The sequence below is a fragment of the Mesorhizobium sp. M0598 genome, assembly GCF_040320865.1.
Taxonomy (GTDB): Bacteria; Pseudomonadota; Alphaproteobacteria; order Rhizobiales; family Rhizobiaceae; genus Mesorhizobium.
On sequence record NZ_JAMYQL010000054.1, the window covers coordinates 1 to 24366 of the forward strand.

A 24366-nucleotide genomic window follows, 5' to 3' on the forward strand; every position below is an offset into this window, starting at 1 on the left:
CTGGAACCAGGAGCGCATGCAGGCAGAAGTAGCCCTCATAGTCGAGGCCAGCTAGGTAATAGATGGTCTCGGGACTCGTAAAGATTGCGACGTCAATCCCGCGCTGGCGGCACACATCCTGCACCTTCGCCAAGCGCCGTTCGCGCTCAACACCAGCTTGGTCCACTATCTGATCCATTTCCGTTTCCGGTCTAGTTTCGACCGATATTGCTATTCTGATTTCTACCTTTGGTAGAATTTTGGAGCGTACCTGACGAGCGCGACGGCTCTTGCTGCAGGATTTACAGCGAAGCTTTCTTGAAACGCATATTGCGTCGATTCAATTGATCGACCAGGAGCATCAATATGATCGCCATGACGATCAGCAGAGTGGCCACGGCAGTTATCGCAGGGTTGAAACTTTCTCTTACGCCGCTCCACATCCGTATCGGCACCGTATGCTGCGGAGGCGCAGCCAGAAATAGTGTCACCACGATTTCGTCCCACGACCAAACGAAGGCAAAGATCGCACCCGAGATCACCCCGGGTGAAATCAATGGCAAAGTCACCTCCCAAAAGGCACGCGCAGGCGATGCTCCGTGGACCTCTGCTGCCCGCAAAAGAGTTTGATTGAAGCCTTTCAGGGTGGCGGAAACCGTTATCACAACAAACGGGGCACCGAGGGCCGCGTGAGCCAAAATTAGGCCCCAGAATGTTGCAACCAGCTTCAGCTTCGCGAAGACATAGAATAATCCAAGCCCGGAAACAATTGCCGGCACTACCAACGGTGATACAAGGACCGCGAACACGATGTTTTTAAATCGCCAGTTGCTTTGGCTTAGCCCCAGCGCAGCTAAAGTCCCTAGAGCAGTCGCCACTATGGTCGACGACATGCCGATAATGAAGCTATTCTGAACGCCCCTTTGCCACATAAGCGATGCCGAAGAGTCCCCAAAAATCTCAGCGTACCACCGCAGTGAAACTCCCGGCATCGGATACGTGAAATAGGGTGCCGAATTGAAGGATAAGGGAATGATGACAATGATCGGCATAATGAGGAAGCCCATTATCAGCGAGCTTACAATCCAGAGCGTGATCTTCGAAAGGCGAGGGAACCGCTTACCTATTGCCGAGGTCATTGCTATGCCTCCTGCATAATGCTGCCGGTTCTAAGTCTGGCGAGGAAGAAAATGACAATCGCAACCACGGCAAGCAGGAGCACGCTAAGGGCCGCCGCAAGGCCCCAATTCCCGAAGTTGCTAGCGTTCTGGACAATGTAGTAGCTCAACATTTGGTCGGCTGGCCCGCCAAGAAGAGCAGGTGTGATATAAAATCCGAGGGTAACAATAAACACAAGCAATATGCCGGCTCCAAGGCCTGGAAAGCTAAGCGGGAGGTAGACTTCCCTGAAAGCTCGAAACGGGGCAGCTCCGAGCGTAGCCGCCGCATTCATATACGTGCTCGGGATTTTCAAAATTACGCTATAAAGCGGAAGCACCATAAAGGGCAGCATCACATGAATCATTGCAACATAGACAGCGAACCGATTGTAGATCAGGCCCAAAGGCTGGGACCACAGCCCCAGAAATATCCCTGTGTCGTTCACCAACCCGTGCTTTTGTAAAAGGACAAACCACGCAGTTGTTCGCACTAGCAAAGACGTCCAGAATGGAAGAAGCACAAAGAGAATTAGTTTATTTCGCAACGCCTCCGATGCATGTGCAAGAAAGTAAGCCAGTGGGTATCCAAGGGTTACACAAGCTGATGTAACCACCACCGTCATCCATAACGTGCGGACGAGCACGTCGAGATAAAAACCTCGGCCCTCCGAGGCAGATTCTGTGTTGGATAATCCAAGCGCAGTTCTAAAGTAGAACAGCGAATAGCTGCTCGATGCGTTGCGGAGCGCGAGCCAATAACGGTTATCTGTCCAGCGTTGATCGATCTGGCCCAGTGCTTCTGCGGCATCGACCGGCGGGAGATTTGATATCTTCTGTCCGGTTTTCGTCAAAAGAGATTGAAACCCGGGTACCGCATAGTTCAAGCGACTACCCGCCTGGCCCAGACTCCTATTGCTCACGGCTTGTTTGATGTCGGTAGCAAGGGCGGCGAACACCTCCTCGCTTGGCAGATCAGTCCCATCCCAGCGTTGGAGTAGATTAGCGGCCCTTGGCAGCACACCAGAGACCTCAGGGTCTTCGATGCTCCTGGTCAGCATTAAGACAATTGGGATGACGAATATCAGCGTGAGATACAAGAAGAGGGGCGCGACGAGTACGCTCCGGCGCACCTCTCTCTTTCTCAGCTCGCGGCGATAACTAAGGGCGGCGGATCCACTCAGATCGTTGGATATGGCTTTAGCGGTCATGGTCATTTAATTACTCCGGCAATGTCCAAAGCCGATCCTGTCTAGAGCGGGTAGGCCGCTCGCAGTCAGCAGAATTATTGCTGAGCAACCCAGTTATTAAAGCGCTGTGTCAGATCTTCCTGGTGATCTACCCAGAACTGGACGTCCATAGGAAACCCATTTTTCACGTTTTCGGCGCTTGTCGGGAGTTCGGCATTGAGTTCCGGCTTGATATGCTTTTCCGCAGCCACCACAGCCGGGCTGTAGGCGACGTGTTTCGTGATACCAGCGATCAGCTCCGGCTTAGTGGCGTACTGGAGAAACTTGTAGGCACTATCAATGTTCGGAGCGCCCTTCGGCATGATCCACATTGACGTTTCCCAGCGGAATTGATTCCACACGGTCTTGATCTGTTTTTGCCCTTCACTGTGCGAGGCACTGTACAGTCGACCGTTCCAGCCAACTGTCATTGCCACTTCTTTATCAGCGAGAAGCTGTACTGACTGCGCGCCGGTCTCCCACCAAACGATGTCTGGCTTGAGCTTTGATAGGCTAGCGAACGCCCGGTCAACTCCTTCCGGGGTATCCAGCACATCGTAGACCTTGTCCATCGGCACGCCGTCGGCCAGCAAGGCGAATTCCAACGTCCCGTTGGGAGACTTGCGCATTCCTCGTTTACCCGGCCATTTCTCTACATTCCAGAAGTCGGTCCATGACTTTGGACCAGGTTCCACTATCTGATTTGTGTCATAGGCGAAATTGACGGAATAGATGACGTCGGGGATACCGCACTCAATCAGACTTCCAGGAACAAAATCATTCTCTGTCAGCTTGAGCCGGCCGAGATCAAACCGTTCCAAGAAGTCCTGCTGGCAGCCAATGGCTGCGATCACAGATTCACTCTCGGCAAGTTGCCAATTGTATGTCCCGGTGCTGGCCATGGCCCGGATTTTTCCGACGTCGCCCGAGAAGGCATCCGCGAGGATATTGGTCCCTGTGTCCTTGGTGAAAGGCTCGTATACCTCTGCCCGCAAAGCGTCTTCGAATGAGCCGCCGTACGTCGCGATGGTAAGATCATCGGCTTTTGCGGCCGCCGCAGCTCCCATGAGCAATCCCACCATAGTGAGGGCCGAGTATAGGTTCTTTGAGATATTGCGCATACACTTCCCCTTTTTCCTTTGTGAATAGTGACATTTCCAATGTATGTTAGGCATGCGTGGTCCGTCGGTCGAACCTTGTGATCGCTCGCCAAACAGTTGCGGCGTGATCCCGTTATTAAGCTCGAAGAACCCTGCAGTCCTGCGACTTCCATCCAACGACCAGGTTCTGCCCGACTTTGTACACTGGAGCGCCGCCCGTTCTTGGTATTTTGACAAGAATCTCTTCATTTCCTGCCACATCCAGTCTAAGTCTGGTCTGGTCACCCAGCGCGATGACCTCGTTAACGCGGGCAGGATATTTGTTGGTGAGATCGTCGGTTGGAGAGACTACGATGCACTCCGGACGGACCACCACAACCACATTCGCATCCGGCTGAATGAGGCTCGGACTAATTCCCTCGCCTCGGGAACCATCCTTAAGCTCTACCTGGCAGATTTCGCCTTGCGATCGGATAGCCTTGGCATTTATTTTATTATTATCGCCAACGAATGAAGCGACAAAGAGGGTCGCTGGCTCGTCATAAAGCTGCATGGGTGAGGCAATTTGCTGGATCCGGCCCTCGTTGAATACTGCGATCCGGTCCGCCATTGTGAGTGCTTCACTCTGATCGTGCGTGACAAAGATCATCGTGACGCCGAGGCGCTTATGTATCTGACGCAGCTCGAGCTGCATTTGTTCGCGCAGCCTCTTGTCCAGCGCGCCGAGCGGTTCATCGAAGAGAATTACAACTGGTTTGAAAACAAGCGCGCGCGCAAGCGCGATGCGCTGCTGTTGACCACCTGAGAGCTGATCAGGTCGTCTCTTGCCCATCTGCGGGTCGCGCAGATCGACCATCTCAAGCGCCGATTGCCCGAGCTTGTAGGCATCCTTCCTCGACATTCCCTGCATTCGAAGCGGGAAAATAATGTTCTCCATCACTGTCATGTGTGGGAAGAGCGAATAGTTTTGGAACACCATGCCAAACTTTCGCTTATGCGTCGGGATGTCCTGAAGCGATCTCCCGGCCAAAGTGATGCTGCCGCTGGATGGATGCTCGAAACCGGCGAGCATCCCGAGAGTTGTACTTTTTCCCGACCCCGAGGGTCCGAGCAAAGCCAGAAACTCGCCCTCGTAGATGTCAAGACACAAATCCCGAACGGCGAAGCTCTTTCCATCGTACGTCTTGCTAACCATGTCGAACCTGATTAGCGGATCTCGATCGAGACCTTTGCTCAACTTCTGACCTCCCACACATCTCGTCTACGCCGATTCATTTTCCTGGACCGACTGCAGCGAAGATTCGCGCGGCGTGCAGTGCCTTCTAAAGCCCTGCTCGCTCTATTTTCACAACATTAGTATAATGGTATCTTGTGTACAAGATGGAAACTGCATGTGAGGGTCGGACTATCTTAGTCTCCTATATCGGCTCAAAAGCCGTGAGGAATGGGGTTATACCGCCACTGTCGTTTGAAGGAGCTGCGTCCCGGCGTACGACGTGGATTCGTTGGATTGAATCGTCATTAACCTCTCTGACTAAGAGCTTTTGGTTCTAGGTCCGACCTATAAACGGCGTCGCCTTGGGGTAACAAGAAGTTAAGTACGGGCGCAATCTTGTGCACAAGCTGATGGCGAGGTCTTTGCGAAACGCACACTTCTTTGTGCCGCCCGACCCGCCAACCAAGGATCTGGCGGTTGGATTTAGCTGATCAAAAGTAACCCGACGTGTTCCATCCGCACGGATAGCTAAGCATTTCCCTTGCAAGTGGGCCTCTTCGGTCGTCAACGACCGACTAGCCGGATGGAGACACGCTGGAGGAGGGGGAGCAAATAATGCTGCCAAAATACGGCTGGCTTGGACTTCGAGGGCGGACAGAACAATTCGAGTTCGATGCTAGTTCGACTCGGTCTGGGCCTGGGAACGCTGATATCCCATGCGGCTTGAGTTTCGAACGTATTTGGGCCGCCCATTGGCGCCTGCTTCTGTTGATTATATTCCATAGGTTTTTCCTCGCGCGGAGGTGTTGCCACGAGGCAGCGAGAAGCCAGTTTCATGAATGACAGATAGAGGACCATTGAAGCGTCACTCCTTTCGCGATCTTACCTGTTTGCTGGCTTGGTTGCCACCTCAGCCGTGAGATGATCAGCCAGGAAGCTGGCAAGCGACATTGCAAACGTCGTGGGGATGAGGACTGTGAACTGGTCGCGGTCATGGCGGTCGATAAGGACGCTGACATGATGAATGGCCGTCTGCGCGAAATGTCCAACCGGGAAGGCTGCGTCGGCAAGGTCGATAGCAGTTACACGATTGAAAAGCCCGCTGACGCCGGGCCCTTCAAGCGTCAGGCATACACGCGCGTCCGAGAGATCGAGGACGGCCAGATCGATTACGCTTTCCAAGCCCAGAGGGGTGTCCGACCGGATCAGTGCCCGGTCGGGCGCAATTCGCCAAACTATGGTCCGCCCGCGGCGGACCGATGAGCGGTAGTCTCCTGGCAGCGACAACCCCTCTGCCCGAAGCGCATCGTCTGCCTTCCTATCGAAACCTTCCCATCCGGCAAGTTGCGTTAGATATCCCAATTCAACTTCGTTGATGGTGACAGCCAGGTGGTCGCTGGTTGTGCCGTTTATCGGGAGCGCGTATTTCCTAACCATTTTGACGATGTCCTTCGGGGTCGAAGAAATGATGGGAGACCACTTTCCCTTGTAGCGTTTGGTTGCCCACGAAATCGACCACTTGGATCGTCTCGCCAAATCGCTCTGGTCCCCGTGACAGGAGCGCGAGGGCAATGTTCATTTTCAGCGCCGGAGAGTAGGTTACCGAAGAAACCCACCCCTCCCCGTGGCCCTTGGTGGGAGCATTCAGCGCGTACAAAAGGGAGCCCGCCCGTGTGCTTGAGTCTCCGACGATTTCTAGCCCCACCAACGAAGGTCGTGCTGGATCTTCGAGCACCGGACGTTTTCGCAATACGGAGCCGACGAACGGCTTCTTGCTCGAAGCAAAGCCTTCAAGACCCAGATCCTTCAGGGTTGTGCGCCCTTCGATTTCTGAGCCCGTTATGTGACCCTTCTCGATACGAAGCGCGCCCATTGCCTCGAGACCGTAGGGCTTGAGATTATATGGAGCGCCGGCCGCAATAAGAGCTTCCCAAATTTGACGGCCACGTTTGGCCGGAACGTAAAGCTCGTAGGCAAGTTCACCCGAGAAGCTCATGCGATGCAGGCGGCAAGCCACTTCGGCAATTGTGACGTCCGCAAAATGATTATTCGGGAGGGCCTCGTTGCTCAGTTCTGCACCGGTGAGGGCAATCAGAAGAGCCCGAGATTTCGGACCGGCGATGGCGATCGCAGACCACTGATTTGTGACCGACGTGACATGCACCTTGAGATCGCGCCACGCGGTTTGAAGCAGGTATTCAGCCCTCGCAAGTACATTCGCGGCGTTCGCAGTTGTGGTCGTCATGAAATAGTCATGTTCGCCCAGGCGTGTTGTGGCTCCGTCGTCAAAGACGAAGCCGTCCTCGCGCAGCATGATGCCGTAGCGCAGTTTTCCAATCGGAAGTGTCTTGAAGCCATTCACGTATATTCGATTGAGGAACTCTGCGGCGGCGGGTCCCTGCACCGCGATTTTACCCAGCGTAGAAACGTCTACGATGCCGACATGCTCGCGCACGTGCGCGGCTTCGCGAATATAGGCGTCGTTGATGTCTTCACCTCTGGACGGGTAGTACCAGGGCCGCAGCCAGGCGCCTGTCTCGATCATGACCGCACCGTTGTCTTGATGCCAGCTATGTATGGTCGTAAGCTTGGTCGGACGAAAATTGAGCCCATGGTCATGGCCGACGACGGCGCCAATCGTAACCGGAGTATAGGGCGGGCGGAAGGTCGTCGTGCCGACGGAGGGGATGGCGAGCCCGCGAAGTTCTGCCATGCGGGCGAGCGCATTGAGGTTCGAAGTCTTGCCTTGATCGGCTGCCATGCCAGAGGTGGTATAGCGCTTGAGATGTTCGACCGAGACGTAGCCCTCGAGATGGGCCTGATCGATATCTGCAAGTTTGACATCGTGCTGGAAATCCACGAACGCCTTACCAGGGGTGCGGCCATTCGCCTTGGCAATGATTGTCAGCGGCGCAAGGTTGCGGCCCCAGTGATCAGCGTGGCCAAATAGCGCGGGTTCCTTCCCGATGGCCCCACCAGCTTTATGGCCCTGTGAGAGTGTATCCCTGAGCGACGGAGAGCCGATAAGCGATCCGACGCAGCTGAAGGTCCCTTTTTCCGCCGGCGAAAGAAACGCGTCCAGCTCCTCGTTGTATTCTGGCTTTCCAAATCGCTGGCTCCAAAGGTGCAGCGCCGGAGTCCAGCCGCCGGATACGGTGACGAGATCGCAAGCAATCCGAGTAGCGTTGCCCTTTATTTTACCTCCCGGGCTGATGCGAACGAGGTACGCAGCCTTCACGCTTTTGCCGCCAGACACCTTGAGGACCGCATGACCGGATCGCAGATCAATTCCCGCTTTTCTTGCGCTCTCGACGAATTGCGGCGGGGCTTCCTGTCGGAGGTCGCAGATCGTTACTTTAGCTCCAGCCTTTGAAAGTTCGATGGCAGCTGTGTACGCGCTATCATTGTTCGTTGCGATGACAACGCGCTCGCCGGCAAGAACGGCATACCGATTGAGGTAGCTGCGAACAGCTGATGTGAGCATCACCCCGGGCACGTCATTTCCGGCAAAAACCATTGGGCGTTCGATGGCTCCGGTAGCCAAAATCGCCCGTTTTGCTCGCACAACCCAATATCGCTGCCGCGGTTTTCCCTCCTCAGGTGCAAGCACGTGGTCCTGAACGCGCTCCACGAGTCCGAACACCTCGCAGTCATAGGCACCAAACGCCGTCGTTCGCGTCAGAATTCGAACCTTCGGAAGGTCGCTCAGCTCAGAACGCGCCTGAGCAAGCCATGTATCCGATGGTGCGCCGACCGGTTCGCTGAGAAGGGATCCGCCGAGCTCGCGGTCCTGCTCCACCAAAAAGACACTATCGCCCTTGCGGCCAGCTGCAAGGGCGGCCGAAATGCCAGCGGGACCTGCACCAACTATTAGAAGATCGCAGAAAGCATTGATCTTCTCGTAGTGGTCAGGGTCCGGAAGAGTCGGCGCCTGACCCATGCCGGCAGCCTTGCGGATGAAATGCTCGCAGAACATCCAGAACTTCGTCCCGCTAAAGGGGCCGATGAAAGTCTTGTAGTAGAAGCCCGCGCCAAAAAAGCGCGACAGCAGGCCGTTGACAGCTCCTACGTCGAATTGGAGACTTGGCCAGGCGTTCTGTGGCGTCGATACGAGGCCATCGAAGGCTTCCACCATCGTTGCCTGTGCATTGGGTTCGTGGCGATCACCACTGCGGAGGTGCACCAGGGCGTTCGGCTCTTCAACGCCCGCTGCGACCACACCGCGCGGCCGATGGTATTTGAAGCTCCGCCCAATAATCTGCTGCCCGCCGGCCAGCAAAGCGGATGCCAGAGTGTCGCCAGGATATGCTGGCAGAGACTTGCCGTCGAATTTAACGGTAAGCTCACGGGAGCGATCGATCCGCCCCCCAGTTTTGAGGCGCCGCGCTGTCATGCTGCCACCTCACGAGCCAGAGCCGAACCAAAAATCTCATGCGTGAGCGTATCTCGATCGACGACAATCCACTGCCTGCAACCGCTCACGTGATGCCAATATTCCTTGTGCGGTCCTCGCGGATTGTCGCGGATGAACACATAGTCATGCCAGACCTTTTGATCGGTCTCGTCCATATTCGGGCGGCGAACACTTGCATCTTCGCCATAATTGAACTCGGTTTCGTCCCGCAGTCCGCAAACAGGGCAAGGGATTCTCAACATGATGAACCTCAATGAGCTTTCGGATACGGGCCAGCGCCCGCCTCGTCGATTTGGTAGCCACGCTCGAAGCGCTCTAGGGTGAATGCCGCATTGTCGGGATGCGGCTCGCCCTTCGCGATCGTCCATGCGAAACAGTAGCCGGAGGCCGGTATCGCTTTGAACCCGCCGTAATTCCAGCCCCCGGTTAACCAGAGCCCTTCGACCGGCATCTTGCCGATGATGGGCGAACCATCCATAGTCATGTCCATCACCCCGGCCCATTGGCGCAGCAGTCGTAAGCGCGAGATCGAGGGGATGAGGGCTTTGGCGCTTTGGAGCGTGTGTTCAACTATAGGGAGCCCCCCGCGCTGGGCATACGAGTTGAATCCATCGAGATCGCCGCCCAGTACCAAGCCGCCCTTGTCGGATTGGCTGATGTAGAAATGCGCCCCACCATAGACAATTACATGGTCTACGAGCGGCTTCAGCGGTTCTGTGACGAAAGCTTGGAGAACATGCGTTTCGATAGGCAAACGAAGCCCGGCTTTTGCCGCCAAATGGCTGGTATGACCAGCCACCGCCAAGGCGACCTTTTTCGCGCGAATCGGGCCGCGTGTCGTCTCGACGCCAACGATCTTTTGGTTGTCCCAGATGTAGTTGGTTACCTCGCACTGCTGGATGATGTCGACACCCTGTTTGTCTGCTCCACGTGCGTACCCCCATGCAACCGCATCGTGACGCGCTGTACCCGCGCGAGGCTGAAGAAATGCCCCGTATATCGGGAACCGCGCCGTGGGTGAGTAGTCGAGGAAAGGCAGCCGCTTCATTATTTGCGCACGGTCGAAAAATTCGGCCTCAATGCCGTTAGCTAGCATGACATTGGCGCGGCGCCGTAGGCCTTCCGCCTGACCGGGCGAGTGGAAGACAAAATAGTAGCCGCGCCGTGAAAGCATTACATTGTAGTTCAAGTCTTGACTGAGGTTGTCCCATAGCCGCATCGACCGATCGTAGAATGCCGAGTTGCCGGGCATCATATAATTCGAGCGTACGATCGTGGTGTTTCGGCCCGTGTTGCCGCCACCTAGCCAACCTTTTTCAAGCACAGCCACGTTGCGGATGCCATGCTCCTTGGCCAGATAGTAAGCTGTTGCGAGGCCATGGCCGCCGCCGCCGACAATGACCACGTCGTAGCTTGGCTTCGGTGCCGGATCGCGCCAGGCACGGGACCAGTGCCTGTTGCCAGTCAGGCCATGACGCAATATGGCAAGGGCTGAATAATGGCTCATGCGACTCCTCGTTTATGTATTCTCGCGGCTCCGGCGAAAGCGGGCAATGTTTTCAATAAGTGTGATCTGGTTTTCAACGTGTCGATCGACAGCAACCAAGCGCGATCGCAAAGTTCGATTCCGTCCAATATTTCCTATCTTGCGAGGCTATCTGCTTCTTTACGATCCGCTTGGGACTACGATGCAGTCCTGCGGGAGGAACGTTATTGCAACCTCCTGGCCGGATTGCTCAAGGGCCTGCCCATAGTACTTTTCAGTCACGGTAAGCAGTTGACCGCCTGCGATTTCGACCACCAAATGAAGATCGGCCCCCAGGTGGGCGACGTCCCTTATCGTGCCGCGCATCTCGTTGACCGGCGAGTCTTCCGACGATTCAATGGCTGCACCAATTCGAATGCGTTCAGGCCTGACACAGACGTCAAACACGCCGTCATTCCGGCTGCTGTCGAGCATGTGCACGAACATCCGGGTACCGCCGTTGGCTTTGAGTTCAGCAATGCCTTTCACGCTCCTCGTGAGCTGACCGGTGAACCAGTTTGAGCGGCCAATGAACTCGGCGACAAAGCGCGTCTTTGGATTGGCATAGATATCCGTCGGCGGCCCTTGCTGCATGATCTTTCCGGCACTCATGACAATGACGCTGTCGCCCAGGCTCATGGCTTCTTCTTGGTCATGGGTGACGACGATCGTCGTTGCGTTCACGGCAGAAAGAATTGCCTTCAGCTCGAACCGCAGTTCCTGGCGCAATTTCGCGTCAAGGGCCGATAGCGGTTCATCGAGCAAAACAACCTCGGGGTTTGTGGCCAATGCCCGGGCAAGCGCCACGCGTTGCTGCTGACCGCCGCTCAATTGGCCGGGCCGCCGATCCTCAAACCCCATCAGTCTGACCAATGACAACATTTCGGCGACGCGATCCGGGATCTTTGCCTTTTCAAAGTTGCGATGCTTCAATCCATAGGCGACGTTCTCGGCGACCGTCATGTGCGGAAACAGGGCATAGTCCTGAAATAAAAGGCCGACGTTGCGCTCGTAGGGCCGCCGACCCTTCATGTCGACGCCGGAGAACATTACAGCGCCCTCGTTGGCGTTCTCAAAGCCGGCGATCAGCCGCAAGGTCGTTGTCTTGCCGCATCCGCTAGGGCCGAGCAGCGACAGAATCTGTCCCTTCTCAACGGTGAATGAGACGTTTTCGACCGCGACGAACGCTCCATAGCGCTTGGTGACATGCGAAAGTTCAAGAACATTCATTTCAGAAACCTCCTATGACCTGAAAACGCCCTTGCCGATCAGTCGGTCGAGGCCGATCGTTCGGTCAAGGACGAGGATCAGGGCGAAGGTGAATATCATCAACAGAACAGCAGCTGCGGCGATCGTTAGATCAAAGTTCGTTCGCATCATGCTCACCATCGCGACAGGCAGGGTGTACGTGTCTGGCGATGTGAGGAACAAACTCACCGCAACATCGTCCATGGAGAAGGCGAACGCGAAGACCGCTCCCGCGACAATGCCGGTGCGGGCGAGCGGAAAGGTGATGTCCCAGAACGCTCGACGTTCGGTGGCGCCAAGGCTCATGGCAGCTTCAGTCAAGGTTTTCCGGATTCCAACCAGGCCCGCAAGCGTCGTACGGATCGTGTAGGGAAACGTGATGATGATGTGCCCGCCGAGCAATCGCGTGAACCCGTCGAATACACCGATGTTGGCGAAAAACAGCAGGAGCGCAAAACCGATCACGACGGCAGGAACGATGAGCGGCGACAGGAAAAGCGATTCCAGGGCCTGCTTGCCCGGACCCGCATAGCGGTCGAGGGCAATAGCGGCGCTGACGCCCGCCGTTGTGGAGACGATGGTTGTGATGAGTGCCAACCGGAGACTGGTTGCCAATCCGGTTAGATAGTAGTCGTCAGAAAAGAAATGCTTGTACCAGCGAAGGGAGTATTCCGGGGGTGGAAACCGGCCCAGATACTCCCGGGCATCGAACGACATCGTCACGGCGACGGCGATTGGAAAAATGAGGAACACCAATACAACGACGATGTTGGCGACGCTCAGCCAATCTGCCGCATTATCGACATAGCGTTTCACAGGACCAGCCTTACCTGAGGTTGCCGTATCGCTTGGAAACCATCCACGTTATTCCGTAGATTGTACTCAGCGCCACGATAAGCATGGTGATCGCGACGGCGGATCCGCTTGGATAGTCGGCGATCTCGCTGAAGCGTGAATATATGAGGTTGGAGACAAACAGCACCTTGCCTTTCCCGAGAATCATCGGGACGACGAAAGCGCTGAGGCACAGTGTAAAGCAAATCAAGAAAGCCGACAGCAGTCCGGGCATGCAGAGCGGCAGGGTTATCGAAAGGTGCGACCTTAGCCGCGACGCACCAAGTACTTGCGATGCGTCGATTAGTCTAGGGTTCAGGTTTTGTATGGTTCCAAACAATGTAATAGCCGAAATCGGGATCAAATAGTGCAACAGACCGAAAATAACGACCAATTCTGTATAGAAACGGCCATTCGCCGACACATTCAGGAGACCCGACAGGAGCTGACCATAGCCGGTTGGCCCGAATGTCAGTTGGAGAGCATTGACGCGCACCAATGTACTCAGGAACATCATGCCTATGAGAAAGCCAATGGCGAGCTTCCTTATCAGGGGCGAAGGCTGCCTGGCGACAGCGTAAGCAATCGGAAACGCGACGACGAGGGCGATCAGCGATGATAGAACACCGAATTTGAACGTTTCGGCAAAATACCTGAGATAGGATGGCGTCAGGATCTCAGCATAGTTAAACAACGTATAGGGGGCATCCTTGGCCGAGCCGATCCGGCCCGGTTCGTAAAGACGAAAACTCTCGTCGAGAACATTCACGAGCGGGAAGAGCAGAAAGCCCAGGAATAGGGCGAATCCGGGCAGCAGCAACAGCGCGGAGCTACGTGAAGACTTCATCAGCAGGTTCCAGTCCCATTGCGATCGACAAAAAGCCGTCGGGCGCAGATTGGCGCCCGACGCCAGTGCGTCATGGGAAGATTATTAAGTTAGGAAACGACGTCACAAAAGCTGGACGATGTCCTGCTCCCAGCGCTTGTTCCAACCATCGAGTTCCTTGCCAAGGTGATCCCAATCCGGCACGACCACAAAGTCTTTAATGTCCTCAGGGGAGAAGTGAAGATATTCCAGCGTTTGCTCCGCCTTTGTGTTGACGGGGACTTCGCCCACATCCTTGCCATAGCGTTCGCTGGCTTCCTTGCTGATCATGTAGTTGGCAAAGTCAAATGCCAGTTTCTTGTTTTTGGAGCTCTTCAAGATCACCCACCCCGACACGAACAGAAACGTTTTCAAATCCTTGTTCGTCTTAGTCAATGGGACGGCCTTCACGCCCTTGATCCCCGAGAACGTGCCCTGGTCGATGCAGGTCACCGAGGTTTCGCCAGTATCTAGTGATGTGATCAGGTCCGAGGTGGTCGCCGCTACGCGCCCGATGTTGCCGGACTTCGCGAGTTCCTTTAGGAATCCCCATCCTGGCTCCAAGTTGAATTGATCGCCGCCGCGGGCCATCGCCAAGGCAACGACCTGCAGGTTTGTGTTCAAGGTTGGGTTTGGCCAGAGAATTTGGCCTTTCAGCTTCGGGTTCAACAGGTCCTCGATCGACTTGATTTCGATCGGGCACTTTTCGGGAACGTAGGTGAAAAAGATCCCGCTCGATCCGCGCGGAACCACCTTCCAATTGCCGGTCGCGTCTTTAGGGATAAGTCCTTCGGGGACATCCGCAAGGTTCGGGCAGTCTTGGAGGGTGACGGTTTCCGCCCAATCTTCTCGGATCATCGATTGGAAGACGGGACTCCAATTATCGACAACGTCGTAGGGTGGATTCGGCCATGCCGCCTTGATCTTTGGCAGAATCGACGCCGCCCCGCCCGCATGCAGTGTCCAGTCGATCGAAGCTTTGCCCCATTCGGCTGCAAGCGCCTTGGAGTGGCCGATAAAAGGGGGTCCCCACTCGACAACGGAAAGCGAATCCGCTGCGCGAGCCTTGCCAAGAAACGGGGCCGTCAATTGCATGGCGGCAAGCGCCGCGCTGCCGGCAAAACTCGTCTTGATGAAGCTCCTTCGCGAGAAGTTTGTCATTTGGTCCTCCCTGTTTGACCGATCGAACATTTGGTCCTTGCGATGGTGCTGGCTGCTTGCCTATGTTTTAGTCTTTGCGTTAGCAGAGCACGACCTATATACAGCTATGATGCAGCTTTGTCAACGAGGACATCCCGGGTTCGGGTGCGCGTGCACATGGAATCGTTCCTGTGTATTCGATTATGTGTGATGGCACCAAAAGGCAGAGGGAGTTAAATTGAGACGATGAATAAGGCGATTAAGATAAGTGCCGATCAACGCCAGCGATATATGTACGAGAGCATCCGGCAGCGGATCAGTATCTTACATTATCCACCTGGCATGATGATCAATGAGATGCAACTGGCGACAGAGTTCGGCGTCAGTCGCACGCCACTGCGGCGGGTTCTCCAGCAGCTCAGCTATGAAGGGCTCGTTGAGATCCGGAACGGAGTCGGTACGCGTGTCACAGATATCGACATGAAGACATTCAAAGACATCTATGATCTGCGGATTCTCCTTGCAGAGGCCATGGGATCATTGTCCCCGAACTGGGTCACGGATACCCACCGGGATACCCATAATGAACTGATCGCGCGAGCCGGGAACCTTCGCGGCCAGCGGGACATTGAGGGCTACGCGCAGCTGTCTAACGACCTTGAGGCTCTGATCTGTGATCTTATTGGCAGCAAACCGATGCGCGAAATGACGGACCTACTTTACTACCGAGTCGCTCGTATCTGGTACACCTTCATGCCGAATCTTGATTGGGATGATGTCGTGGGAGAACTGCTGAGCGAATTAAAAGGCCTTTCCGATGCTCTGGCGTCCAATGACCTAGGCACGTTCGGCAAAGTCAGGGCGACATATCTGCGTTGGATGCTTAAGAAAGTCAGCCGCTATATTTCAAGCGACTGAAGAGTATACCTGCGTGGCATCAAAATTCGACAACATCGCGTGACGTCGTGGTTAGGCGTTTGCCTCCTTCTTCGTCCACCAACACCGTGTCCGGAACGAAGTAGTCTCCTCGGCCACACCCGAGCAACCACGACAACTGGTGGAAAACCATATTGCGTTCCAGGATCATATCGCTCTCGGGATGCATGCTGACCACGCCGATTCCACCGGTCCATGTCGGAGGGAATGCGATACCGACGGCGTAGCCGCAATGATTGTCGGCGATAGTGCGTCAATCCGGCTTCGTCGATGACGGTTTGCCAAGCGTTGTAGACGTCGGCGCCGGTGGCGCCCGGGCGCATAGCCGCAAGAACACGGTCCTGTGCGGCAATGCAGATTTGCGCTATTTCCTGCGTACCCTCGGGCGCCTTTCCCGCGAATGCCAGCCTGCCCATCGGCGCGTGGTAACGGCCGACACATCCTGCCATTTCCACAAAAAGCTGCTCGCCTTTGCCAATGACGCGACCAGTCCAAACCTCGTGTTCATAGGGCAGCCGCTCGCCGGACCGGATGAAAGGACCGAAACCCACATACTCACCGCCGATTTCGAACATCCGTCTGTGGACCTCGGCTGCGATGGCCTGCTCGCTAATGCCCACTTTTGCGACTGAAAGCGCTGTCTCCATAATCGCGTCGGAAACGGCGGCGGCTTTTCGTATAGCGTATAGCGATAATTTCATGGTTGGACTTTTCCAGGCGAAACTGCTCGACGAGCCCGGACATGTCGGCCCACCGGACCTCCGGCAGTCCAGCTCGAAGGGCAGCGTCGAATGACGGCGGGAATCCAGGGCTTGCAGCTTGAATTGCTATTGCCCTATCTCCGAGACCCAACACTTATTAGATGCACTGCAATGAAGGCCCCGGGCGAAACTGTATCGGGATATCCTACGAAACGGGAATTCGCGACTTGGCGAGTCACGGTCGCTTGTTCGTGCGCTCGCGCAAACAGGAGCGTTTCGCCATCTGGACGTACAGCGAGGACGTGAGGTCCGAAGTATCCTTGGTGAGCCGATTATAAGCTTGACGAGGAAAACACAAGCTATATGCAGCAGAAATTCTACCTGCGAACACCGGTGATACGAACCGGCTGGGAGAGTACGTCACGTTCCAGAAGAAGCGCTCGATCAGGTTTCGCTCGCGATAGAGGCGCTTGCTGAAGCAAGGTTTCCACTTCCGGTTCCGCTTGGCGGGAATGTTGGGGGTCGCACCGCGCTGCTGGATCAACTCCCGGAACGGTCGGCATCGTAGGCCTTGTCGGCCAGGACGATAATGCGCGGGCCGAGATGGTCGAGCAATCGATCGGCGATCTGCCCATCGTGCGTTTGTCCCGCCGTCAGGCCGAGCCGGATCGGGAGTCCTTGCGCGTCGACGACGACGTGGATTTTGGTCGTGAGGCCACCTCGGCTGCGACCGAGACAATTATCTGCGCCCCCCCTCATATGAGGCACATCGTGTCAATGGTAGTGGTGACGGCTTAGTCACTTTCGAACGTAGTCGGGATCGGCCTCGCGGCGAATTGCGGAACAAGTCCACATCACCTCATATCCGGTCGGCTCGGGTGGAGCCTGCACCCATATCCCGCATGCACGGGCAAGTTTGGCGAGGCCGGGAAGGATGGGACCCATCTTTTTGACGGCGTTAACAGCCCTGGGGGGCGCCGGTCCACATCCATCCCGCTTCGTCGCAAGTGACGTTGGCCGCCCTCGCGTCGAACTCTTTCGTCAGGCCTTGGTCATGGCGCCCTCCGGCAGCAGGCCCTGGGTCAGATACCGCCACAAGGCGATTATCAGCTTGCGCGCCAAGGCGACGATCATGGTGCGGCGGATGCGTCCTTTGCCGGTGCCGACGCGCTCGTGAAACCAGCGCGCGAGACCGCTATCGGGCTGATGGCGCAGCCACAGCCAGGCGAGTTCAATGGCGGTTCGTCGCGCTCGCGGATTGCCCGATCTCTGGATGCCTTGGTCGCGGCTGACCGCGCCGCTGCTCCAAGGCTGGATGCAAGACCGACATAACCGGCGACCTCACGCCGGTTCTGGAAATCGCGGAAGAACACCTCGTTCGTCATTACGCTTGCGATAGTCAGGCCGATGCCACGCAGATGACTCAAGTTGGGCGATCCCGGGAGCTGTGGTCTCGGCGGCCTGACGCTGCTCAGCCTCGACCTCCATGATCATCTCGATTACTTGCCACAAGCGGCGGCACTCGCGCTTGATCTCGTTCTTCAGGCAGGGCGGCAGATCCCGCCCGTCAGCCGTGCGCAGCGTCTCGATCTGCTCACGCCAGTCCCGTCTGGCTGGCTTGAAGTCGCGGATGCCCTGGGTCATCAAAAGCTCCTTGACGCGGCTCGAATGCTGGCCGCGTTCGTTGACGAGCCGAGCCCGTTCCCGGCTGCGACGGCGATCGTTCTCCTGCTCGAGGCTCGGCACTCGCACAACCGGCAGACCCTCGGCTCGCCACGTTCCATCGCCATCAGCGTGCGCAGCAGCGCCGCCGCATCGAGGCGGTCCGTCTTGGCGCGGCGTGACCGGCGGTCGACCAGGATGCTGGCCGCGTCCAGAACCTGATTGTCGATGCCGCGGTCGCACAGGAAACGATGCAGCCAGAAACCGTCGTAGCCGGCCTCGTAGCACGACATTACCCGAACCGGACGCGTCAAGGCGGCCTGCGCCTGTTCGCGCCGGTGTTCGGCGAGTGCAGGGCCACAAGCCAGGTCGACTTGCTCAATTCCAGCGCCATGAAAATTGTGGCAGTCTTCTCGTCGACGGGCGGCAGAGCAACGGATGAGAGGTTCATGAGGAGTCTCCAGGGTTAGGCTGTCGGACCCCGAAACCTTACCTGAGTTCCGCCGCCCGTCGCCTCATGGGATCTTTTTGCCGTCGCAGCCTGCTGATGCGCCCGAATGGAAGTGCTGTCGATCATCTGGATTTCACCATCATGCGCTCCGCTGATGGCGTCCATGAGCCGATCCCAAACACCTGCTTTTCGCCAACGCGAGAAGCGGTTGTAGCAGGTGGTGCGTGGCCCATAGCGCTCGGGCAGGTCGCGCCATGGCGCACCGGAGCGCAGCACCCAGAAGATTCCGTTTAACACGCGTCGGTCATCGACGCGCGGCACGCCTCTAGGTTTGTTGGGTAACAGCGGTTCGATCACGCGCCACTCGAAGTCGGTCAGGTCATATCGGCTCATATTGAGCCTGAATCACAATCCGGGATATGGAAGCGAGTTGGTAAACCCGTCAAAATCAGACGTTCAGCGCTACAGCCTAATCGTAGTAGCCCGGTCCGAATGTTATCGCGGACATCACAGGTTGATCGACCTCGCCTGTCGAGGACCAAACGCCTATACCAAGCTGCGTTGAGGTTGCGCCATCCGGCTCCAAGCGTAACTTCGGGTCGAGAGATTGGAGAATCTGTGTCGCTTCGCCCATCGATACCGAGATAAGAGCCAATCCGTTCAATGTCGGGTTGCTTGGGCTTGCAAACTCCAAGGCCTCCAGGCGCTCGTCAGAATCATAGTAGGCAAAAATGCCTGCATCCGCCCTCTATCGGATGCCTTCGGGTGTACGCTTAAACGGCTGGTGCTTATCACCGAAAAATGTCCGAACGTTTCCTTTGAACGATCCAATCGGAAGACCTCTCAATCCACCGCCGGGTTCTAATGCGAGTTCAGTCATTTCCTCGACAATATGCGCGATCGGTCAAACGACGCAACGATCGCTTTTCACCGATTGTGTTGAAGAAGTCGGTGATTAAGCCAGGCGTTCTTTTCGCCGCGACGAGTTGCGATTGGGTCGAGGCGGCCTCCTTGCCCTAAGATCCTATGGGCTGGTGGATAGCGACCTGCCGTCGGCAGAATGGCGTTGCTAAACCCACTCATTCTGGAGACGACAATGCAACAGGTTGCAAATCGGCCGGAACCGGCCGCTATCCGCATTGATCTTGGCGCGATCTTTGTTTCGATGGAACTGTCTCGATCAAGTTGGCTGATCACTTCACTGTCGCCGGGTGGCGGGGAGAAGATGTCCAAGCATTCTCTGCGGGGCGGGCACGTTGCGGGACTCCTGGAGCTGTTTGCGACGCTCCAGGAAAAGGCTCGGGCACGAACCGGCGAGCGCTTCCGGATTATTGTCATTCAGGAAGCTGGACTAGACGGCTTCTGGATCCATCGGGTGCTTCAGGGCGAAGCGATCGAGAGCCACGTGGTCGACGCCGCCTCGATCCTGGTGTCACGGCGGCGCCGACGGGCGAAGACCGATAAGATCGACGGCGAGACCCTGGTACGGACCTTGCTGGCCTACAAGCGTGGCGAGCCGCGGGTCTGCTCCATGGTCAGGCCGCCGACCCCCGAGGAAGAGGATCGCCGCTGACTCTGCCGGGAGCGCAAGACGCTGATCGCCGAGCGGGTGGAGCACGTCAACCGGATCAAGGGGCTGCTGTTCGCCCAGGGCGTCGGTGACTATGAGCCGCTGCGTCGCGACCGACGCGCCAGGCTCAAGGATCTGCAAACGGGTGATGGTCGCGCCTTACCTTTCCACCTGAAGGCACAGGTTGTGCGTGAGCTCGACCGGCTTGAGCTGATCCTGGAGCAGTTGCAAAAGGTCGAGGCGGCGCGCGACGATCTGCTGTTGGATCGGGCCAAGGCGAACGACCCGGCGCCGGTGGTGAGACTGCTGCAGCTGAAGGGGGTGGGCGCTGAGTTCGCCAACGTACTCTGGTCTGAAGGTCTTTATCGTCATTTCGACAATCGAAGGCAGCTTGCGGCCTATGCCGGGCTTGCGCCAACGCCCTGGCAGAGCGGTTCTGTCGATCATGAGCAAGGCGTCTCAAAAGCGGGCAATCCGCGGCTGAGAGGAACGATGGTGCAGATGGCCTGGCTGTGGCTGCGACACCAACCAGACTCGGCCCTCAGCCAGTGGTTCAAACAGCGGGTCGAGCGCAACGGTGGGCGGCTGCGTAAGCCGCTAATCGTCGCCTTGGCACGTAAACTGCTGGTCGCACTGTGGCAGTATGCGACCGCCGGAGTGGTGAGGGAGGGCGCCATCATAAAGCCGACCTGATCTGAAGCCAACCAAACCTCTTTCGCCATCTGACGGGGCCTGATCAGCCCCGGCGGATCCAGGTGGACGAACCGGCCTGGCATATGGTCTCAACAACCGCCCCTAAGAATGGTCACGTCCTCCTGAGCCTAGCCGCCGTATGCGGGATAAGGGTGCAGCCGCCCTGGGGCGGCGACCGTATGTGAGTTTCAACCGAGCCAGAAATGCTCGTATTGGAAACAGGCTCAACCTCGGATCCGTAGCAACTCCAGGAGATAATCCATGAAGCCGTAAGCCGTACACAATCCGGTTGACCCGAGTCCGCCCATGTGAGTGGCTGGGATTGGTGTCCGGATAGTGCAGATCTTGGCCAATTTCCTGAGGTTCTGGGCGATGGCTGCGAGGTGGAACTCATCGCGGGCACCACAGGGGCCGCGCAATCGCAGTCTGTCGAGCTTCAGGATGCGCTTGAGGTGCGCGAACAGCATCTCCACCTTCTTCCGTTGATAGCGTGAGGTTTGGTAGGCCTCGGTCTTGGCGATGTCGCGGGCCATGTCGCGCGCGCCCTCATAGATCGAGCGCAGCACTTTGCGCGCCGGCTCCTTCGGGCAACAGCGGGGCTTCAGGGCACAGGCGTCGCAATCCAGCTTGCTGGCGCGATAGCGCATCATGCCATTCTCGTCGACGAGAGGGTGTGGCATCCGATAGGTCTTCTGGCGCTGCCTGAGCGTCTTCCCGCCAGGACAGATGTATGTATCGGCCTTATGGTCGTAGGTGAAGTCGTCGCGCGAGAAGGTGCCATCCTTGCGCCTAGACTTGTCGAAGACCGGGATATGCGGCTCGATCCCACGCTCATGCACCAACCAGTTCAGCATTTCGGCCGAGCCGTAGCCGGTGTCGGCAATCAGCCGCTCCGGCCAGAGGCCGAGCTCGTCGTGCGCCCGCTCGATCATGGTCTTGGCGGCCGTCACCTCGGCTTGGCGCACCGCGGTCGAGCTCCACATCGACGATGACGGCGTGCTCCACGTCGATCAGATAGTTGGTGCAATAGGCGTAGACGGCCGGGCCGCCCCAAGAGGCGGTCCAGCGTGCTGCAGGATCGACAGGCGATACGAACTTTGGCTCTACCGGCGTGGCGGCCCCGAAGGCGGCGTCATCCAGAGTGGCGAGATACTCAGCCACGGCCCGCTTGGCTTTGGGATTGAGGTCCTCGGCCGTTTCGATCCCGCGCTGACGATGGGCGTCGGCGACGATCATGCTGGCATCGACCGCAAAGCCTTCGCCGCCGACGAGCCCTTCAGCTATGCAGCGCCGGACGACGGTCTCGAACAGTTCGCGCAGCAGGTCGGCATCGCGGAAGCGGCCGTGGCGGGTCTTGGAGGCCTTGGCGAGATGCTTGTCGAAACGGGCGAACAGGTTCTCCACCGCGCGGGCCTGCGTGAGATGCTCGCGGAACAGCCAGATCGTCTTTGCATCCGGCACCCGGTCGCCGAGCCCCAGCCCGAGGAACCGCATGAAGGAAAGTCGGTCCTGGATCTGGAATTCGGCCTAGTCGTCGGACAGGCTGTAAAGCGCCTGCAGCACCCATGATCCTGAACATCATCACCGGGCCGTAGGGAGGGCGACCGCCCTTCGCGCCATCCGAGCGCTTCAGTCCCTTAGCCAGCGGTTTGCGGAAGACCTCCCAAGGCACCACCGCGTTCAGCTTTTCCAGCGGATCGCCCGCGTCGCTCAGCCGGACATAGCGCTCCTCAATATCCCAGAACCCCGCCTGTGCCGCATCGAGCGCCTCCATGCGAATCACCAGCGCAGTGAATCAGAAAACGATCAAGTTGGGGAGGTTCTTCGAGGTGTCCAACTGTTCGTGCCAGCCTCTATTCCACACCAAGACGCGGCAAACAGAGCGATAGCCTTGGTAACCCGCAACAGCGACGATAGGCTCACTCGCTCATCAACAGCATGAATGTGTTCGGCAACTGGTCCGTAGACAAGGCTGGTCATGTCTCCGTGTAAGGTGAAGACAGCAGCGTCGAGGTAGCAAGGCATTACGAAGCGCTGAAGTTCCCTTTCGCAACTGTCGGCGAGGGAGTGCGCTTTCGCCAGAAGTGCTTCCGCTTCGCTTCCTGGCGTAAGAACATATCCACCCTGCTTGACACCGACCCACTCGATCTCCGGCTCGGGGCATCCTTTCAGCTGCGGGTCGTTCAAAAATGCCTTTCTGAGAAAGCTCTCAAACCTTACGGCCCGCGCCTCTGCCATCTCGCCGGGGTAGAAGCCAATGCGGCCTTCAAAACGGCACTCGCTTGGAACCGAGGCGAGCCACTCGCCCCCCGATATCGTGCCGATTGTCAAAGCTATTGGGTTGTCGACACCGGCGAAATCGGGCTGAGATATGGGTCGCTCCGCGATCCACTCTTGTTCGAGCTGGCGCAGATGCTCGATAGTCCGAATTGCGATATCGATTGCGCTCCTGCCGGCGGCGACCTCGAATGGATGAGCGGGAACCCCTTGGAGCGTGATAGCAAATTTCATGACGCCGGTATTCGCGCTGACAAGTTTCTCATCGGTAGGCTCCGAAATGAGAACTGCATCGGCGCGGAAACCCTCCGCGAGAACCATTGCCGCTCCATTGCCTGTGGTCTCTTCTTCAATGACTGACTGAAATTGAACCGGGCCTTTCAGGTCGAAACCTGCGGCCGACAGCGCATCGAGGGCAAACAGGTTTGCAGTCAGGCCAGCTTTCATGTCACCCGCACCACGGCCATAGAGCCAGTCCCCGTCGCGAGTGGCCGAGAACGGCTCATATCTCCAACGGGCGCTTGTGCCGACCGGCACAACATCAACATGTGCGTTGAGTGCCAGAGACCTACCGCCTTCTCGCCGCGGCCGTTTCGAGCCAACAACAATGGTAGAGTCTTTGAGTTCAAATCTGGTCGGTGAGAAAGCCGGATCCTTTCCGATGCGAGCTGGATCGATCGCGAAGCTGCGAACGTCATAGCCACGTTCTTCGAGCGCGTTGGAGACAATTTTCTGAATACTAGCTTCATTGCCTCGAAGCGAGGCAGCACGCACCAGCCGCGTCAAAAACTCGACCTGCTCATCGAAGCGGTCCTCAACCGCCTTGATGATGCGCTCGATTTGACGGTTGCTGAGCACAGGCTCAATAGTGGAATACTGCAAAGATGGGGGGTCGCCCACGTCTGCCCTCCTGAATTTTTTAGCCGCTACCTCACCATGAGGCGAAGCCGAACTTTATTGCCCACCAGCCGGGCAAAATGCCGCTAGTTCTAGGCATCCAGTTGGACGACTGATCGCCTCCGCCATGGCGCCATCGATGCTGGACACGCCTGTTTACCTTTGGACACTTGTCTCGAGCGCGCTTCTAGACTTCGACGAGATCTCGCGAGGTCTTAGTCAACAAAACACCGCCGGACTTCTCAACCAGCGCACAATCCGACAAGAAATTATCGTTGCCCGCGTCATCCGTAATCCATGTGAGCAGGTGGAATACCATCCCCTCCCGGATCTGGACAGTGCTCGCCCCATGCAGACTGTTTATACCGGGGCCGCCGGTCCAGGTCGGCGGAAATGAGATCCCGACCGTGTAACCGCAATGCTCGAGCCTCGGGAGCGCCTTGAATGCATCAAGATGAGCCCGCCATGCAGC

The 24366-nt window shown here is 57.0% G+C and carries 17 protein-coding genes and 6 pseudogenes; 2 read left to right on the forward strand and 21 right to left on the reverse strand.

Annotated features, from left to right (window positions below; translation table 11 throughout):
• From NKI59_RS32725 to NKI59_RS32785, 13 genes are all read right to left on the reverse strand, one after another.
• Positions 1-178, reverse strand: a 178-nt coding sequence (locus NKI59_RS32725) for an aminopeptidase P family N-terminal domain-containing protein (protein ID WP_352708669.1), incomplete at its 3' end; no start/stop codon positions are given.
• A gap of 103 nt (positions 179-281) precedes the next feature.
• On the reverse strand, positions 282-1118 hold the full coding sequence (locus tag NKI59_RS32730) for an ABC transporter permease (RefSeq protein ID WP_352708648.1): 837 nt from the start codon (positions 1116-1118) through the stop codon (positions 282-284).
• Positions 1119-1120: 2 nt separating this feature from the next.
• A complete protein-coding gene (locus NKI59_RS32735; protein ID WP_352708649.1) occupies positions 1121-2353 on the reverse strand; it encodes an ABC transporter permease in 1233 nt (410 codons plus the stop codon).
• 68 nt (positions 2354-2421) lie between these two features.
• Positions 2422-3486 carry an ABC transporter substrate-binding protein gene (locus tag NKI59_RS32740; RefSeq protein ID WP_352708651.1) on the reverse strand — a complete coding sequence of 355 codons (1065 nt, stop codon included), beginning with the start codon at positions 3484-3486 and terminating at the stop codon, positions 2422-2424.
• 115 nt (positions 3487-3601) lie between these two features.
• Positions 3602-4660, reverse strand: coding sequence for an ABC transporter ATP-binding protein (locus NKI59_RS32745; protein ID WP_502901143.1), 1059 nt, complete (start codon positions 4658-4660; stop codon positions 3602-3604).
• Between the two features lie 903 nt (positions 4661-5563).
• Positions 5564-6217: a sarcosine oxidase subunit gamma gene (locus tag NKI59_RS32750; RefSeq protein WP_352708671.1), complete on the reverse strand. Its 654-nt coding sequence runs from the start codon at positions 6215-6217 to the stop codon at positions 5564-5566.
• The gene (locus NKI59_RS32755; RefSeq protein ID WP_352708654.1) at positions 6111-9074 is read right to left on the reverse strand and encodes a sarcosine oxidase subunit alpha family protein; all 2964 of its coding nucleotides are present in this window, start codon (positions 9072-9074) and stop codon (positions 6111-6113) included. Before NKI59_RS32755 ends, NKI59_RS32750 begins: the two co-directional genes overlap by 107 nt.
• A complete protein-coding gene (locus tag NKI59_RS32760) occupies positions 9071-9337 on the reverse strand; it encodes a sarcosine oxidase subunit delta (RefSeq protein WP_352708655.1) in 267 nt (88 codons plus the stop codon). Before NKI59_RS32760 ends, NKI59_RS32755 begins: the two co-directional genes overlap by 4 nt.
• 8 nt (positions 9338-9345) lie before the next feature.
• On the reverse strand, positions 9346-10602 hold the full coding sequence (locus NKI59_RS32765; RefSeq protein WP_352708657.1) for a sarcosine oxidase subunit beta family protein: 1257 nt from the start codon (positions 10600-10602) through the stop codon (positions 9346-9348).
• A gap of 159 nt (positions 10603-10761) precedes the next feature.
• Positions 10762-11850 (reverse strand): ABC transporter ATP-binding protein, encoded by a 1089-nt coding sequence (locus tag NKI59_RS32770; RefSeq protein WP_352708659.1) that lies wholly within the window; start codon positions 11848-11850, stop codon positions 10762-10764.
• 12 nt (positions 11851-11862) lie between these two features.
• Positions 11863-12684, reverse strand: coding sequence for an ABC transporter permease (locus NKI59_RS32775; protein ID WP_352708660.1), 822 nt, complete (start codon positions 12682-12684; stop codon positions 11863-11865).
• Between the two features lie 10 nt (positions 12685-12694).
• Positions 12695-13549, reverse strand: coding sequence for an ABC transporter permease (locus tag NKI59_RS32780; RefSeq protein WP_352708661.1), 855 nt, complete (start codon positions 13547-13549; stop codon positions 12695-12697).
• Positions 13550-13651: 102 nt separating this feature from the next.
• Positions 13652-14728: an ABC transporter substrate-binding protein gene (locus NKI59_RS32785; RefSeq protein WP_352708663.1), complete on the reverse strand. Its 1077-nt coding sequence runs from the start codon at positions 14726-14728 to the stop codon at positions 13652-13654.
• A gap of 225 nt (positions 14729-14953) precedes the next feature.
• On the opposite strand from NKI59_RS32785, the gene NKI59_RS32790 reads away from it, so the two are divergent.
• Positions 14954-15625: a GntR family transcriptional regulator gene (locus NKI59_RS32790; RefSeq protein WP_352708664.1), complete on the forward strand. Its 672-nt coding sequence runs from the start codon at positions 14954-14956 to the stop codon at positions 15623-15625.
• Here the strand turns inward: NKI59_RS32790 and NKI59_RS32795 are convergent.
• From NKI59_RS32795 to NKI59_RS32810, 4 genes and pseudogenes are all read right to left on the reverse strand, one after another.
• On the reverse strand, positions 15607-16344 hold the full coding sequence (locus NKI59_RS32795; protein WP_352708666.1) for a M24 family metallopeptidase: 738 nt from the start codon (positions 16342-16344) through the stop codon (positions 15607-15609). The two genes, NKI59_RS32790 and NKI59_RS32795, sit on opposite strands and share 19 nt — an antisense overlap.
• A gap of 430 nt (positions 16345-16774) precedes the next feature.
• Positions 16775-17096, reverse strand: a pseudogene (locus tag NKI59_RS32800) (transposase); the annotation flags it as partial.
• 289 nt (positions 17097-17385) lie between these two features.
• Positions 17386-18457: pseudogene (locus NKI59_RS32805) on the reverse strand (IS110 family RNA-guided transposase).
• Between the two features lie 54 nt (positions 18458-18511).
• Positions 18512-18850, reverse strand: a pseudogene (locus NKI59_RS32810) (IS5 family transposase); the annotation flags it as partial.
• 703 nt (positions 18851-19553) lie between these two features.
• On the opposite strand from NKI59_RS32810, the pseudogene NKI59_RS32815 reads away from it, so the two are divergent.
• Positions 19554-20720, forward strand: a pseudogene (locus tag NKI59_RS32815) (IS110 family RNA-guided transposase).
• Positions 20721-21034: 314 nt separating this feature from the next.
• Here the strand turns inward: NKI59_RS32815 and NKI59_RS32820 are convergent.
• The 4 genes and pseudogenes from NKI59_RS32820 to NKI59_RS32835 form a co-directional block, all read right to left on the reverse strand.
• Positions 21035-22365, reverse strand: a pseudogene (locus NKI59_RS32820) (transposase); the annotation flags it as partial.
• A pseudogene (locus NKI59_RS35245) lies at positions 22345-22494 on the reverse strand (IS5/IS1182 family transposase); the annotation flags it as partial. The pseudogenes NKI59_RS32820 and NKI59_RS35245, both read right to left, overlap by 21 nt.
• A gap of 32 nt (positions 22495-22526) precedes the next feature.
• Positions 22527-23897, reverse strand: a complete 1371-nt coding sequence (locus NKI59_RS32830) for an ArgE/DapE family deacylase (RefSeq protein WP_352708667.1) — start codon at positions 23895-23897, stop codon at positions 22527-22529.
• 184 nt (positions 23898-24081) lie between these two features.
• On the reverse strand, positions 24082-24366 hold a 285-nt coding region (locus tag NKI59_RS32835), incomplete at its 5' end, for a M24 family metallopeptidase (protein ID WP_502901142.1).